Raw genomic sequence first — 15,160 nt, forward strand, 5'->3', positions numbered from 1 at the left:
GAGTCCTATTCTCACGATACAAGTTTTGCAACCGGTTGCAAATGGTTTTCAAGAAAAAGCGGAGGAGGGCGTCGGAATGGCAGATATCGGCATTGGCATTCTGGGCGGCGGGTATATGGGTAAGGCCCATGCGGTCGCCATGTCTTCGGTCGGGGCAGTGTTCAACACCGCTTTGCGCCCGCGACTTGAGATGGTGTGCGCATCCTCGCCAGAAAGCGCCGAGCGTTATCGTCAGTCTTATGGATTCGCGCGTTCGACAGATAGCTGGCGCGAGCTTGTGAGCGATCCGAAGGTCGAGGCGGTTGTGATCGCCACCCCTCAGGAAACGCATCGCGAGATTGCTCTGGCAGCCTTTGCGCTGGGTAAGCCGGTTTTATGCGAGAAACCCCTGGGCGCATCGATGGAAGATGGCGATGCCATGGTGGCTGCGGCAGAGGCCTCAGGTTTGACCAACATGGTCGGATTCAACTATATCCGCACACCCGCCAGCCAACATGCTCGTCAGTTGATCGCCAATGGTGAGATCGGTGACATCACATGGTTTCGCGGCGAGCATACCGAAGATTTTTATGCCGACCCGCAGGCACCGGCGACCTGGCGTACATCTGGAATGTCCAACGGGACGATGGGCGATCTAGCGCCACACATGATAAACGCGGCGCTAGCCCTAATTGGGCCAATCGAGCGCGTGATGGCCGAGGTTGAAACGGTTCATAAAACCCGCCCGGGTGGTGAAGTGGATAACGACGATCACGCCCAGATGATGGTGCGCTTCGCGAACGGGGCGATGGGATCGATGTATTTCAGCCGCATCGCGACCGGACGCAAGATGGGATACGCCTACGAGATCAGCGGCACCAAGGGTGCGATCCGGTTTGATCAGGAGGATCAGAACGCATTGTGGCTCTACCGCATGGAAGGCCCCGAGTCCGAACGCGGCTTCCGCAAAATCCTGACCGGACCCGCCCATCCGGACTATGAGCCGTTCTGTCAGGGCCCTGGCCATGGCACGGGCTATCAGGATCAGATCATCATCGAAGCGCGTGATTTCCTGCGCGCGATCGAGACAGGCAAGCCGGTTTGGCCGACCTTCCGTGACGGGCATGAGGTCAACCGGATCGTTGCTGCGGCGCTGGCGTCGTCGGCGGATGAAAACTGGAAAAACATCGAAGATTTCTGAGCATCGGAGACAAGACAAGATGAGCATCAGAATTGGTAATGCGCCCTGTTCCTGGGGCGTGGAATTCGCGCTGGACCCGCGCAATCCGCATTGGAAAACCGTTCTCAGCGACTGTGCCCAGGCTGGGTACAAGGGCATCGAACTGGGCCCAGTGGGCTTTATGCCTGAAGACCCAGCAGTTCTGGCCGATGCGCTTGCCGAGCATGATCTGGAATTGATCGGGGGCGTGGTGTTCCGCAACTATCATGACCCCAACGCGTGGGAGGATGTGCTGGATGCCACTCATCGTACCGCCCGCGCGTTGAAGGCGCATGGGGCACAGCATCTGGTGTTGATCGATGCGATCTCACCCCGTCGCGCACCAACCGCAGGTCGCGCCGATGAAGCCGAGCAGATGGATAAGGCCGAGTGGACGGCATATCGCGACCGGATCGCCGAAAGCGCACGCATTGGCGCGGAAGAATACGGGCTGACGGTGGGCATGCACGCCCATGCGGCAGGTTTCATGGACTTTGAGCCGGAACTCATTCGATTGCTGGATGAAGTCGATGAAAACCTTCTGAAAATCTGCTTCGACACCGGGCATCATTCTTATGCCGGGTTTGATCCGGTTGGTTTCATGCAGCGCTACGTTGATCGGATCTCGTATATGCACTTCAAGGATATTTCGCCAACCGTGAAGGCGGATGTCATTGCCAACCGGACGGGCTTCTACCATGCCTGCGGGCAGGGGATTTTCTGCAATCTGGGTGAAGGCGACGTAGACTTCCCGTCGGTCCGTCAGGTGCTGCTGGATGCAGGCTTCACCGGGTGGTGCACGGTTGAACAGGACTGCGATCCTACACTCGATCCTGATCCAGTCGGCGACGCGCGGAAGAACCGCGAATACCTCGAATCCATTGGTTTCAATTGAGGAGGCCAAGACCATGACCAAGCTGAAATGGGGCATGATTGGCGGCGGCGAAGGCAGCCAGATCGGACCGGCGCACCGCTTGGGCGCGCTGGCGGACGGGCATTTCGAATTCGCTGCTGGGGCGCTGGATCACCGGCCCGATGTTGGTCGCGAATACGCGCAAAGGCTGGGCATCGCGGCAGATCGTGCCTATGGCGATTGGACCGAGATGTTGGCAGGTGAGCGCGGACGCGAAGACCGGATCGATCTGGTCACCGTGGCCACGCCCAATGCCACGCATTTTGAGATCACCAAGGCATTCCTTGAGGCCGGGTTCAATGTGCTTTGCGAAAAACCCATGACCATGACCGTGGAGGAGGGCGAAGAGATCGTCAAAGTTGCCGAGAAATCCGGCAAGATTTGCGCGGTAAACTATTGCTATTCGGCCTATCCGATGGTGCGTCAGGCCCGTGCGATGGTGCGCGCCGGTGAGATCGGCAAGGTCCGTCTTGTCGTCACCAATTTCAGCCATGGCCATCATGGGGATGCCACTGATGCCGACAATCCGCGCGTCCGCTGGCGCTATGATCCGGCGATGGCGGGCGTGTCTGGGCAGTTCGCAGATTGTGGAATCCATGCAATGCATATGGCTGGTTTTATCGCCGATGATGAGGTTGAGACTCTGTCGGCGGATTTCGCTTCAACCATCGGTAGCCGCGAGCTGGAAGATGACGCCATGGTCAACTTCCGGACACAGAAAGGCGCAGTTGGAAGGTTGTGGACTTCGTCTGTCGCCATCGGTCGGCAGCACGGGTTCGACATTCAGGTGTTTGGGGAAACAGGCGGCTTGCGCTGGGCGTCCGAGCAGCCAAATCAGTTGATCTATACGCCTGTTGGCGGTCGCATGCAGATCATCGAAAAAGGTGAGGGCGGTTTGCACGAAGAGGCTCAGCGCCTAAGCCGCGTGGCGATTGCGCATCCTGAAGGGTTCCCGTTGGCGGTTGCCAATATCTATTGCGATCTGGCGGATGCCATATCCGGAGATACCCGTGACGGTCTGCCGAATGCTGCAGACGGCGTGCGGTCGATGGCAGCGGTGCATACTGCGGTCGAGTCGGCAAAACAGGGCAGCGTGTGGATGGATGCGCGCCCACCGATGTTCCGATAAATTTAAGGGACGGGGCGCAACGTGCCCCGTTCCACCACCGAGCAGGGAAAGATGCGCGCTTCAGGGTATCGGTCAGGCTCGTTCAGGGTCGCCACCATCAACTCGATCGAGGAACTGACGATCTGGCGGATTGGCTGATGGATCGTGGTGAGGTCGATATTCTCCCACCGCGCCATTTCCATGTCGTTCAGGCCAATGATGCCAATATCCTCGGGCACGTTTAGGCCACTATCCAAAATCGCGGACAACACTCCGATGGACAATACGTCATCACCGCAGAAATAGGCATCAGCCCGTTCAGACTTCAAAAGGCTCAGCATTTCCTGACGACCTGCGTCGAATGAGTAGGCCTCGGCAAATGAGCAGGTCACAGTGATCTGAGGGTGCAGCGCCATTTCTGACATGAAGCCCGCATGGCGATCTTGTGTAGAAGTTGCGGCTTCGGGTCCGCCAAGGAAGGCCACCTTTCCATATCCGCGTGCAACAAGTTCGCGCGCCGCCATGCGCCCGCATTCCACGTTGTCGATGCCCACAACATGAACCTGGGGTGACGAAGAGGACCTGCCGAAACTGTGAACCACCGGTACACCTGCATCGCGAAACGCTTTGGCAAAACCAGGTGGCAACGTCGAGGATGCCACCACGACGCCATCAACCGAATACTGCCGTAACATACGAACCGAGTTTGCCGGATCTACCTCATCGGTTAGGTTCACCAGCAACGGGCGCAGGCCGCGGTCCTGTAGACCGCGGGTAAAAAGGTCGAAGACTTCAAGAAAAATAGGGTTGTGAAAGTTGTTCGAGACCAGCCCGATCAGTTTTGTACGTCCTGTTGTCAGCGAGGACGCCAGGGCGTTTGGGCTGTATCCCAGCTCTCGCGCGGCCTTCTCAACCTTGCGACGCATTTTGTCGGAAACCGAGGCTCCATCGGTGAAAGTGCGCGACACAGCGGACCGGGAAACCCCCGCGCGTTCTGCAACCTCTTTCAATGTGACAGCCATATTCCGCCTGACCTTTCTAAGTTTTTAGCAGCCCTTTTACCCGTATTCTCTGGCAGATACAGTATGAAACACTTCTATTATGTTTTGCAACCGGTTGCAAAAAGATATCAGATATGTTCTAAATCGAGTCGGAGAGGTTCGGAGAAAAAACCTCATTCCGGGAAAACGATATGTTTTGGGAGGACATTATGACTTCACTGACGAAGAAGCTGGCACTGGCCGCTGTCGTCGCAGCGACGCCTTTGATCGCAGCCACGAGCGCTGCGGCTGAGGGTGAGAAATACATTCTGGTTAGCCACGCCCCTGACAGCGACAGCTGGTGGAATACCATCAAGAATGGTATCGCGCTTGCGGGCGACCAGATGGGTGTCGAGGTTGAATATCGCAACCCGCCTACCGGCGACCTTGCCGATATGGCGCGGATCATCGATCAGGCCGCGGCCTCGGGACCGAATGGGATCATTACCACGCTGGCGGACTATGACGTGTTGAGTGGTCCAATCAAATCGGCCGTGGATTCGGGTGTAGACGTGATCATCATGAATACCGGCACCCCGGATCAAGCGCGTGAAGTTGGCGCTCTGATGTATGTTGGTCAGCCCGAATATGACGCCGGCTTCGCCGCAGGCCAGCGGGCCAAAGGCGACGGAATCGGCTCGTTCCTGTGCGTGAACCACTATATCGTGCAACCCTCCAGCCAGGAACGCTGCCAGGGTTTTGCAGACGGTCTGGGGATCGAACTGGGCGATCAGATGATTGACGCCGGTCAGGACCCTGCCGAAATTAAGAACCGTGTGCTGGCCTATCTGTCGGCGAATCCGGATACGGATGCCGTGCTGACGCTTGGCCCGACCTCGGCTGATCCGACTATCCTGGCCCTGGAAGAAAACGGCATGGCTGGTGACATCTATTTCGGCACCTTCGATTTGGGTGGTGAAATCGTCAAAGGCATCAAGTCCGGCGTGATCCAGTGGGGTATCGACCAGCAACCCTTCCTGCAGGCATATCTGCCGGTTGTTGTTATGGCAAACTACCACCGCTACGGTGTTCTACCAGGCAACAACATCAACTCGGGCCCCGGTTTCGTAACTGCAGACGGTCTGAGCAAAATCGAAGAATTCGCTGGCGAGTACCGCTAATTCTTTAAACGCGGGCACCCTGAGCATGGGGTGCCCGTTTTGACTTTCAGACGCAAAATCACTGCATAACTCGGAGGGGCGTTCTTATGAGCGAGTCTGCTCAAAATACGGCTGTAACCGACGAACGGATCAAAGAGATTTCTCCGCTGCGCAAGGCGCTGATCCGGCCGGAACTTGGCGGAATGGTCGGCACGGTCGCTGTGTTCACCTTTTTCCTGCTCTTTGCTTTCGACAGCGGGATGTTTAACGCACAGGGCATGATGAACTGGTCGGTTGTATCAGCGCAGTTCATGATCATTGCCGTGGGTGCTTGTCTTCTGATGATCGCCGGTGAGTTTGACCTGTCAGTCGGTTCGATGATCGGCTTTTCAGGGATGATGATCGCAATCTTTTCGGTCACACTGGCCTGGCCGGTCTGGATGGCCATCATCGTTACCTTCGCCATGGCATTGGCAATTGGCGCGCTGAATGGTTGGATCGTGATCCGTACAGGGCTTCCCAGCTTCATTGTCACCCTGGCCTTCTTGTTTATCCTGCGTGGTTTCACAATCTTCCTGCCGCAGGTGATCGAACGCAAAACCATCATTGGTGGTGTAAAGGACGCGGCCGAGGGTGATTGGCTGGCGCCAATCTTTGGCGGCAAAATCCTGCAAGGTTTCTTTCAGTGGATGGGGGACGCCGGGATCATCGCCGTGTTCGAACGCGGCACGCGTCAAGGTCAGCCCGTCGTGGATGGGGTTCCGATGCTGATTGTCTGGGCGATCGTGTTGATCATCTTTGGCCATGTGTTGCTGACCAAAACCAAATTCGGAAACTGGATTTTCGCGTCGGGTGGTGATGCTGAGGCGGCCCGTAACTCGGGTGTTCCCGTGAACCGGGTCAAAATTCTGATGTTCATGTTCACCGCCTTCTGCGCCACGATCTTCGCCGTCTGTCAGGTCATGGAGTTCGGATCCGCTGGTGCCGATCGGGGTCTGCTGAAAGAGTTCGAAGCGATCATTGCCGTTGTCATCGGTGGCGCGCTTCTGACCGGAGGCTACGGTTCGGTTCTGGGTGCTGCGCTTGGCGCGTTGATCTTTGGCGTCGTGCAGCAGGGCTTGTTCTTTGCCGGGGTCGAAAGCTCACTGTTCCGGGTGTTCCTGGGTGTGATCCTTCTGGGGGCCGTGATCCTTAACACCTATATTCGCCGCATCATCACAGGGGAGCGTTGATATGAATCCCGAACATGCACCCATCATCCAGATGAAGAACATCGAAAAGCACTTTGGCAGCGTGATCGCACTGGCAGGTGTCTCGGTGGATGTGTTCCCCGGTGAATGTCATTGTCTTCTTGGCGATAACGGCGCGGGTAAGTCGACCTTCATCAAGACTATGTCCGGGGTACACCAGCCCACGCATGGCGAGATTCTGTTTGAAGGCCATCCCATGCATTTCGCGGACCCGCGCGATGCGATCGAAGCCGGGATCGCGACAGTCCACCAGCATCTGGCGATGATCCCTCTGATGTCGGTTTCTCGCAACTTCTTCATGGGCAACGAGCCGGTCAAGAAGGTCGGTCCTATCCAGCTTTTCGATCATGACTATGCCAACAAGGTCACGATGGAAGAAATGAAGAAGATGGGCATCAACCTGCGTGGACCCGATCAAGCGGTTGGCACGTTATCGGGTGGTGAACGCCAAACTGTTGCCATTGCGCGTGCTGTGCATTTCGGGGCTAAGGTGTTGATCTTGGACGAACCGACTTCGGCCCTTGGTGTGCGCCAAACGGCCAACGTGCTGGCGACGATCGACAAAGTGCGCAAGCAGGGCATTGCCGTTGTCTTCATCACCCATAACGTTCGTCATGCATTGGCAGTGGGTGACCGATTCACGGTTCTAAACCGTGGCCAGACGCTAGGCACAGCGCAGCGTGGCCAGATCACCCCGGAAGAGCTGCAGGACCTGATGGCCGGTGGTCAGGAAATGGTCGAGTTGGAAGGCAGCTTGGGCGGAACTGTTTGAGCTTATTACACCCCGCTGGCTGTACTGGCGGGGTGGCTACTTTTTCTCAAAGAACAAAATGACCTCACCCAACCTCACGCCATATCGTGAGACATAGGCTCGGTTCAGTAGCCGGTCATCGGACAAGAGCCACATCCAGTCATCGAAATTGACCCGCATGGTGCCGTCTTTAACCGGCAGATCGATTTTGTATTTCCAGTTAAACGTATCGCCTCGCTCAACCCCGCTGGCAGTGCCCAGCACACCGGGCGCGGTGCCGGTCCAAGTGTCTTCGCCGGTTTTGGTCAGAGTCCAAATCCGTTGCTCGGTGGCGCCATCGTCGTAGACGAAATCCTCAACAAGCGTCAGGGTCTCACCGTCCCACTTGCCGTCGATATCGACCGTGAAGCGACGAGGGACGTTGCCAAGCAAATCCTGAAACTGGCCGTAGGCGACGGTCTTACCTTCAAAGAATTCCTCAAGGTTCAACTGACGGTCTGACAGGAACGTGTTAGGGACGCGGGGTTTGCCCGAGCAGGCGGTGAGCGTCGCCAGCCCCGCGAGGGCGACGATCGCAACAAGCGTGCGGCGAGTGATCATTGCAAAACCCGCATATCAGAGTCTGAATCATGCCCATTTGCACCATGCAGATGGGTCGACTTGACCTCGGGGGCCGGGCGCATTGTGGCGACCAACTCGGCAACTTTGATCCCGAATTTGCGCATCTCGGAACGGTTCATGATCACCCCATTTTCGGTGAGGTACATCCAGTCCGTCACATCCAGTGTGTGCCCGCCCGCATCGTCGGGCAGGATGATGCGATAGGTCAGTTTTACGGTCGCGCCCGAGATCACACCTTTGCCTTCGCCCACAATATCATCCGCCGTTGCGGTGAAGGTGTTTCCGGTGCCCAGCGTCAGATGCCATTTGCGGGCCATATGTTTGCCATTGGAATAAGTGAAATACTCGGACAACGTGCCGGTGTTGCCCTCCCATTCGCCGACCATTCGCGCGACAAAGCTGTTCGACATCTTGCCGTTCGGGCCATAGATCAGCCCCTCCGACAGGATCTCTCCATTCAGGTTCTTCTTCAGCGAAAACTCAGGCCCGGTCCCGCTGTAGTCGGACGGTGATTGCGACCGGAAGCTGAGGAAACGGTTCTTCACAGCGAACACCGCAAATATGGCGAGAAGACAGAACAGGAGCGTTTTCATTTGGCAGAGACCTCTGTCGGGAGCGTCAGGACCAAGCCAAACGCTCCAAGTTTAAGAATGCAAGGCAGGACAGCATAGGCGAGGGTGAGTGTGTTCAAAGCCTCAGCCGAATTGGCCTGTCCGGGTGTAAAGCCGCTGCGTTCCAGTAGCGGCAGAGTGAAAAAGGCAGCCAGCGCGAGTCCAAGCTTGCCTGCGAAGGACCAGATGCCGAACGCGGCAGACGCGTTCAACCCAGCGCGGGTTAAAACGACCGAGAACATGGCGGGCAGCACCACCATGTCCGCCCCCAAAGCGGCGCCGGATGCCAGGCAGATGATCGCGAATCCGGCTAGATTACCGGGGGCCAGAAGCGCAGCCCCGACAAAACCGACAATGGCCAGCGGCATGGCAATCATCAGAGTCTGTTTCGGGCCAATCCTGTTGCTGAGCTTTGCCCAGAACGGCACGCTGAGCCCCGCGCTGAGAAAGAACAAGATCAGCAAAGGCCCCGCTTTGCCAGGCAGTTGCAGCCGGTCTTCAACAAAGAACAGGAACAGGGTTGAGGTGATCGCGACGGGCAGGCTATTCACCAACGCAAGAGCGAGTAGACGCAAAGCACCGGACCGTCCAAGGTCCGCGAAAGACAGCCCGTGCCCAGTGATTGGCGTGCGTCGCCACATTGGCAATGTCACGGCCAATGTCACGACCGCCAGAATTCCCAGGAACAGACCAAAGGCCGGATATCCTTGTGCACCAGCACCAACGGCTACGAACAGGGCGGGTGCAGCGGCGGCGATTATCACGCCGGTCAGTTGCCCGCCCTCTCGGAAGGCAGCCAGCGTCATTAACTCTTTCGGGTTGGCCTGTTTTGCAAGAGTCGCGCTGCGTCCGTAGAGCAGGATGGTTCCGAGGCTGTAGGCTGAAAACAAAAGGATCAAAATAGATACTAATACGGGGATACTGGCCCCTTCCGGCAGTCCGAAAAGCAACGGAAATCCGACCGCCAGGCCCAGCGCTGCGGCGGTGGCGAACAGGATCTGCCTGTTTGGCCAGTGATCAATCGCCCAGCCGATTAGTGGATCCTGCACCAGATCAACTAGCCGGATGACCAGCAGAACGGTGCCGATCACTCCTAGCCCAATACCGAGGTTCACGGCCGCAAACCGAGGCAAATGGATGTATAGCGGGATACCCGCCGCAGCCAGCATCAACGCATAGAGACTGACCCGCGGATACAGCATCAGTTGCCTCGCAATGTCCGGGTGAATGATGCCGACCGGGTGTTGTCGCCCAAAAAGATCGACATGAAGCTGCGTTTGATGCCCGGATAGGATATGGTGCAAACTTTGCGCCCGTTCAGCCAGAACCCAACCTTGTTTGGCCCTTGCGAGATCGCAAGATAGCGATCGCCTTTGCTGACGGCGTCGAAACAGACATCAAGTTGGCTGCGCACGGGGGCGGCACGTCCGATCCGCTTCATCTCGTCCAATGTGGAGTTCACCAGAGCCTTTTTGGACAGGTTTCGGCGATAGCGCAGTTCAAGCCCGAAATCCTGGCTCCAATTCAGAGGCGTGCCGCCTGGGGTGAACAGCTGCGCATCATAGATTGGGAAACCCAAATAGCGGAACGTCGCTGAGCCGCGTAACTCAGCATCGTTTAGGGCACCAAAAACGGGTGACGCTGCCGGTGCTCCGGGGGCCAGAAGCACCAGCGACACCAGTGTCGCGGCGAGTTTAGGCTGAGGCAGGAACGGCGAGTTCTTTTTCAGAGATATCATTGTCAGCTCCGATTATCTGCGGGGTGCCAGTTATGCGCTCAACCACGTGCATGGCACTGGCGATCCCGTCTTCGTGAAAGCCATGCCGGTTATAGGCACCAGCAAACCAGGTTCGGTTCTGTCCCTGCATCTGACGAATCTGCCCTTGAGCACGCAAGGCGGCTTTGTCGAATACCGGGTGGGCGAATTCGACCTCGTCATAGATTTTGTCCGCAGGAATGTCTGATGCGGCGTTCAGGGTCACGAACAGCGGATCACTGTCGGGAATGTTCTGTAGCCGGTTCATCCAATATGTGACCCCAACATTGCCTTTTTGCGACCGGTAGGTCCAACTGGACCAGCAGGCACGCCGACGTGGCATCTGGCGGGGATCACAGTGAAGAATGGCTTTGTTCGGTTGATACTTGATCGCACCGAGAGCATGTTTTTCCGCCTTTGTCGCCGCATCACCTAAAATGGCAAGGGACTGGTCTGAATGGGTGGCCATAATGATCTCATCAAACAAATCAGTCTCGCCGCCTGCATGTACGGTGACGCCCAGATCATGCCGTTCAATCCCTTGTACGGGTGAAGCTAGACGAATATCGCTGCCTCGCTTGCGCAAAGCTGCCTCGATCCGACGGACATATTCGATGCTGCCGCCTTTCACGGTGTACCACTGATGCTGATTGGCGCGGCCGGAAGCCAGCAGAGCATGGTTGCGGAAGAACTGGACCAGAGAGCGGGCGGGGAATTGATCGACAAACTCAACCGGTGTTGACCAGATCGCGCCGCACATCGGCATCAGGTAATTGTGCCGGAACCAGTGGCCGAGGCGCAGCTGATCCACCAGCTCTCCGATAGTGGTGTCATCGTCCTGCGCGGCTTCGGGGGCTTCTTTTCCAAAGCGCAGGATGTCGGCGATCATCTTGTAATAGGCCGGACGCGCAAGATTGCGTTTCTGCGCCGTCAGTGTGCGCAGGTTGTTCAGCCCGTATTCGATGCGGCCATTGTCGATGGTGGCGCCAAAGCTCATTTCGCTTTTTGTGACGGGCACGTTCAATTTATCGAACAATCGCGTCAGATAAGGGTAGGTGACGTAGTTAAAGACGATAAAACCGGTATCGACCGGCTGATCACCATTCTTACCGGCCATTACCGTACGGGCATGGCCACCAAGTCGAGGTTCAGCCTCGAACACGGTGACATCGTGATTTTCAGAAAGGTAATAAGCTGCGGAGAGACCTGAAATGCCTGCACCAATAACTGCTATTTTCTTGCGTACGCACCGGGTTTCGTCGAACATTCCATCCTCGTTATTTGGCTTTTACAATAGGATACGCTGGGAATGGTGCACTGGATCAACCGGAGTAGAAGTTTTTTTCCATCGTACTACGTAATGATGACTGCCCTATGCTCAGAACACTACGCGTGATCCAAAGTAATCATCGCGCCGTATTGAACTTAGCGGTGCGAAAAGGCCCTTAAATGAGCAAATTTGACGGAAAGACCTATTGGATCATCGGTGCCAGCGAAGGGCTAGGCAAAGCGCTGGCCGAGGCGCTTAGCCGTCAAGGTGCGCATCTTATCTTGTCGGCGCGCAATGCATCACGACTGGCCGAGATTTGTGAGAAGTTGCCCAATACACGTGCTGTCCCATTTGATGTGACCGATCTTGATGCTGTCTGCCGTGCTGTGGTTGAGGTCGGCGCATTTGATGGGCTTGTTTACAATGCGGGCACCTATGATCCGATCAATACGGCCGATTGGAACACCGAAGCTGCCTTGGTGATCAGTGACGTTAATTATTTCGGCGCATTGCGTGTTCTGGGCGAAACGGTGCCTGACTTAATTCAGAAGGGAAATGGAGACATCACCCTGATCGGATCGCTAGCCGGGTATCATGGGCTTCCCAATGCGATCTCTTACGGCTCCAGCAAAGCTGCCCTGATCTCGCTGGCCGAGACGATGCGCCATGATTTGGCAGGTACAGGCGTCACTGTCCGGATCGTCAATCCGGGATTCATCAAAACCCGTCTAACCAACAAGAACAGTTTCAACATGCCCATGTTAATGACGCCCGAAGATGCTGCTGATCGGGTGGTCCGGGCGATGTCCCAACGCCGATTCCGTACCGATTTTCCGGCCCCATTTTCTTGGATTATTCGCCTGATCGACTACGTGCCTGACATTCTGGTCTATCGGGGCAAGTGATTTCATCCGCAGGTAAGTCTTTGAATGGTGCCTGAGCCATTCACATAGACGTTTAGCCGATCGATGCGATAATCCTGAGTGGCGATATCATCCGGGCCCAGAACGCGTGACCGTTCGGGAAGCTGCGCCTGTATGGTTGAGACCGGCTGGCCGATTGCATCAGCAAAAGGTTCACCCTTACAGAAGGCCAAATCGACAGCCACATCTTCCGCTGCAAGCGTATCATTTTGCGGGACAGAGCCTTCGGTACATGCGGTTAATAGGATCAGGATCGGAAAAAAACGGTACATTGGCGCAGGACTTTCTGGTGGTGTCGTTTCTGAAATATCAAAGATTTAGCCAACCTGTCACGAAAGTGCAGTTGAAAAAACCCTGCAATTGACGCAGGGTCGGGCAAAATAGACAGGGAGATATGCACCATGCGAACCCGTGCAGCCGTTGCCGTTCAGGCAGGCAAACCTTTGGAAGTGATGGACGTGAACCTTGAAGGCCCCAAAGCGGGTGAGGTTCTGGTCGAGATCAAGGCGACAGGCATCTGTCACACCGATGAATTCACCCTGTCTGGGGCGGATCCTGAGGGCCTGTTTCCCGCCATTCTGGGCCACGAAGGTGCAGGTGTGGTGGTCGAGGTTGGTCCGGGCGTGACCAGCCTAAAGCCGGGTGATCACGTCATTCCGCTTTACACTCCTGAATGTCGTGAGTGTGAATACTGCCTGCACCCAAAGACCAACCTGTGCCAGGCAATCCGTGAGACGCAGGGCCAAGGCCTCATGCCCGATGGCACTTCGCGTTTTTCGACGCTGGATGGCGATCCGATCCTGCACTACATGGGTTGCTCGACCTTCTCGAACCACACGGTTCTTCCGGAAATCGCGCTGGCCAAAGTGCGCGAGGACGCGCCTTTCGACAAGATTTGCTATATCGGCTGCGGTGTGACGACCGGCATCGGTGCGGTGATCAATACCGCCAAGGTGGAAATCGGCAGCCGGGCCATCGTGTTCGGTCTGGGCGGTATCGGCCTGAACGTCATTCAGGGTCTGCGTCTTGCCGGAGCTGATCAGATCGTCGGTGTCGACCTCAACCCGGCCAAGGTGGAAATGGCCACCAAGTTTGGCATGACTGATTTCGTGAATCCGTCTGAAGTGGAAGGCGATCTGGTGCCTTATCTGGTTAACCTAACCAAGGGCGGCGCGGATTATACCTTTGACGCCACCGGTAATGTTGGCGTGATGCGCGCTGCACTTGAGTCGGCCCACAAAGGCTGGGGTGAATCGATCATCATCGGCGTGGCGCCTGCAGGTGCCGAAATCTCGACCCGTCCGTTCCAACTGGTCACCGGTCGTTCTTGGCGTGGTACCGCATTTGGCGGCGCGCGTGGCCGGACCGACGTTCCGAAGATCGTCGATTGGTACATGGACGGAAAAATCGAGATTGATCCAATGATCACACACACCATGGGCCTGGATGACATCAACCACGGCTTTGACCTGATGCATAAGGGTGAGAGCATCCGATCGGTCGTCGTTTACTAAGGCTTCAAACCAATCGAACAAGCAGATGCGGCGCGCTTTCGGGCGCGCGCCGCTTTCATTCTCCCGGTCGTGTTGCGCCTGTGTCCGAGCGTGGGGATCGCACGCGCAATACCGGCGTATTGGCCGAAGTCGTGTTCGCCCGGCTTTCACGCCAAACCACAAAAACACCAGAAGCGATGATGATGCTTGCGCCGACCGCGACCCAGATATCCGGGTGTTCGCCAAAGAATATTACGCCGAAAATCGTAGCCCAGATGATTTGGCTGTACTGACTGGGGGCAACGGCCCCTGCCGGAGCGGCTCGGTAGGCGAGGATGATCAGGTGTTGTGCAATCACTGAGAGCACGCCGACCAATGCCATCATCGCCAGATGCAGCAGTGAGGGTGGTTGATACACTGCTGGTTGGGCGATGCTCATGACCACAATGGCGAGCAGCATCGGGTAGAGGATCAGAACAGCCGACCGCTCTTCATTGCCGATCTTGCGGACCAGAACCGAGGCGAACGCGCTGCAGAAGGCTGCGGACAGGGCTGCCAGATGGCCCAATGTAATATCGGTTGCGCCTGGGCGCAGGACGATCAGGACACCGATCAGGCCGACACCGACTGCAGCCCATCTCTGAGCGCGGACCACTTCGCCAAGAATTGGGATCGAGAGGACGGTAACGATCAGAGGGAAGGAAAACAGCAGCGAATAGACCTCGGCCAACGGCAGGACCGAAAAGGCGTAGAACGCGCAGGACATCGCAGTGACCATCAAGGCGGATCGCAGCAACACCAGCCAAGGGTGGTGCGGCAAGAAGTTGCCAGTTGTTCTGTCAGCCAGAATAGTCACTGCCATCGGAACGAACGAAAACAAAGTGGCAAAGAAAATAATCTGCAATACCGAATAGGTACCGCCCAACACTTTGATGAACACATCATGGGTGGCAAAGACGGCAAAGCCCAGGAACGCAAAGGCTAGCCCACGAAGGGTGGAGTTCTGAGCGCTCATGTCAGAGGCCTCAATCACGGAAGAATTCGTTTGGGGTGTTTGTTGGTTGCTTAGACTCAATTTGCCGCGACGGGTAGCCCTAATTTTACCGCTAACATCTCTTGGCAAGCT

16 protein-coding genes are annotated in these 15,160 nt (G+C 56.5%); 8 read left to right on the forward strand and 8 right to left on the reverse strand.

Annotated elements, in window-relative coordinates; genetic code table 11:
• Nucleotides 1-76: 76 nt before the first annotated feature.
• Genes G7G_RS0103305 through G7G_RS0103315 form a run of 3 tightly spaced genes read left to right on the forward strand, consistent with a single transcriptional unit; the run spans nt 77 to nt 3,240 of the window.
• Nucleotides 77-1,180, forward strand: coding sequence for a Gfo/Idh/MocA family protein (locus G7G_RS0103305; RefSeq protein ID WP_029621693.1), 1,104 nt, complete (start codon nt 77-79; stop codon nt 1,178-1,180).
• A 19-nt stretch (nt 1,181-1,199) separates the two neighbouring features.
• Nucleotides 1,200-2,093 carry a TIM barrel protein gene (locus G7G_RS0103310; RefSeq protein ID WP_010438341.1) on the forward strand — a complete coding sequence of 298 codons (894 nt, stop codon included), beginning with the start codon at nt 1,200-1,202 and terminating at the stop codon, nt 2,091-2,093.
• 13 nt (nt 2,094-2,106) lie between these two features.
• On the forward strand, nt 2,107-3,240 hold the full coding sequence (locus G7G_RS0103315; protein ID WP_010438344.1) for a Gfo/Idh/MocA family protein: 1,134 nt from the start codon (nt 2,107-2,109) through the stop codon (nt 3,238-3,240).
• A 2-nt stretch (nt 3,241-3,242) separates the two neighbouring features.
• On the opposite strand, the gene G7G_RS0103320 is transcribed toward G7G_RS0103315, so the two are convergent.
• The gene (locus G7G_RS0103320) at nt 3,243-4,241 is read right to left on the reverse strand and encodes a LacI family DNA-binding transcriptional regulator (RefSeq protein ID WP_010438347.1); all 999 of its coding nucleotides are present in this window, start codon (nt 4,239-4,241) and stop codon (nt 3,243-3,245) included.
• Nucleotides 4,242-4,429: 188 nt separating this feature from the next.
• Here G7G_RS0103320 and G7G_RS0103325 point away from each other — a divergent pair, with 188 nt between their 5' ends.
• From G7G_RS0103325 to G7G_RS0103335, 3 genes are all read left to right on the forward strand, one after another.
• Nucleotides 4,430-5,380, forward strand: coding sequence for a sugar ABC transporter substrate-binding protein (locus G7G_RS0103325; protein WP_029621694.1), 951 nt, complete (start codon nt 4,430-4,432; stop codon nt 5,378-5,380).
• A gap of 86 nt (nt 5,381-5,466) precedes the next feature.
• A complete protein-coding gene (locus tag G7G_RS0103330) occupies nt 5,467-6,591 on the forward strand; it encodes an ABC transporter permease (RefSeq protein ID WP_010438354.1) in 1,125 nt (374 codons plus the stop codon).
• A gap of 1 nt (nt 6,592) precedes the next feature.
• Complete coding sequence (locus G7G_RS0103335) at nt 6,593-7,381, forward strand: ATP-binding cassette domain-containing protein (RefSeq protein WP_010438358.1); 789 nt, start codon at nt 6,593-6,595, stop codon at nt 7,379-7,381.
• A gap of 36 nt (nt 7,382-7,417) precedes the next feature.
• On the opposite strand, the gene G7G_RS0103340 is transcribed toward G7G_RS0103335, so the two are convergent.
• From G7G_RS0103340 to G7G_RS0103360, 5 genes are read right to left on the reverse strand one after another with little or no spacing between them, the layout of a single operon-like run.
• A complete protein-coding gene (locus G7G_RS0103340; RefSeq protein WP_010438359.1) occupies nt 7,418-7,960 on the reverse strand; it encodes a DUF3833 domain-containing protein in 543 nt (180 codons plus the stop codon).
• Nucleotides 7,957-8,574 (reverse strand): DUF3833 domain-containing protein, encoded by a 618-nt coding sequence (locus G7G_RS0103345; protein WP_010438361.1) that lies wholly within the window; start codon nt 8,572-8,574, stop codon nt 7,957-7,959. Before G7G_RS0103345 ends, G7G_RS0103340 begins: the two co-directional genes overlap by 4 nt.
• Complete coding sequence (locus tag G7G_RS0103350; RefSeq protein WP_010438365.1) at nt 8,571-9,794, reverse strand: MFS transporter; 1,224 nt, start codon at nt 9,792-9,794, stop codon at nt 8,571-8,573. The genes G7G_RS0103345 and G7G_RS0103350 overlap by 4 nt, the downstream gene beginning before the upstream one ends.
• Nucleotides 9,794-10,330, reverse strand: a complete 537-nt coding sequence (locus G7G_RS0103355; protein ID WP_010438367.1) for a hypothetical protein — start codon at nt 10,328-10,330, stop codon at nt 9,794-9,796. The genes G7G_RS0103350 and G7G_RS0103355 overlap by 1 nt, the downstream gene beginning before the upstream one ends.
• Complete coding sequence (locus G7G_RS0103360; RefSeq protein WP_010438369.1) at nt 10,287-11,615, reverse strand: NAD(P)/FAD-dependent oxidoreductase; 1,329 nt, start codon at nt 11,613-11,615, stop codon at nt 10,287-10,289. Before G7G_RS0103360 ends, G7G_RS0103355 begins: the two co-directional genes overlap by 44 nt.
• Before the next feature lie 182 nt (nt 11,616-11,797).
• On the opposite strand from G7G_RS0103360, the gene G7G_RS0103365 reads away from it, so the two are divergent.
• The gene (locus G7G_RS0103365; protein ID WP_010438371.1) at nt 11,798-12,523 is read left to right on the forward strand and encodes an SDR family NAD(P)-dependent oxidoreductase; all 726 of its coding nucleotides are present in this window, start codon (nt 11,798-11,800) and stop codon (nt 12,521-12,523) included.
• Nucleotides 12,524-12,525: 2 nt separating this feature from the next.
• On the opposite strand, the gene G7G_RS0103370 is transcribed toward G7G_RS0103365, so the two are convergent.
• Nucleotides 12,526-12,813 carry an I78 family peptidase inhibitor gene (locus G7G_RS0103370; protein WP_010438373.1) on the reverse strand — a complete coding sequence of 96 codons (288 nt, stop codon included), beginning with the start codon at nt 12,811-12,813 and terminating at the stop codon, nt 12,526-12,528.
• Nucleotides 12,814-12,942: 129 nt separating this feature from the next.
• On the opposite strand from G7G_RS0103370, the gene G7G_RS0103375 reads away from it, so the two are divergent.
• On the forward strand, nt 12,943-14,055 hold the full coding sequence (locus G7G_RS0103375; protein WP_010438374.1) for an S-(hydroxymethyl)glutathione dehydrogenase/class III alcohol dehydrogenase: 1,113 nt from the start codon (nt 12,943-12,945) through the stop codon (nt 14,053-14,055).
• A 55-nt stretch (nt 14,056-14,110) separates the two neighbouring features.
• Here G7G_RS0103375 and G7G_RS0103380 read toward each other — a convergent pair whose 3' ends face one another.
• A complete protein-coding gene (locus G7G_RS0103380; RefSeq protein WP_010438376.1) occupies nt 14,111-15,049 on the reverse strand; it encodes a DMT family transporter in 939 nt (312 codons plus the stop codon).
• Between the last annotated feature and the right edge of the window lie 111 nt (nt 15,050-15,160).

It is taken from the genome of Ruegeria conchae (genome assembly GCF_000192475.1).
Lineage (GTDB): Bacteria > Pseudomonadota > Alphaproteobacteria > Rhodobacterales > Rhodobacteraceae > Ruegeria > Ruegeria conchae.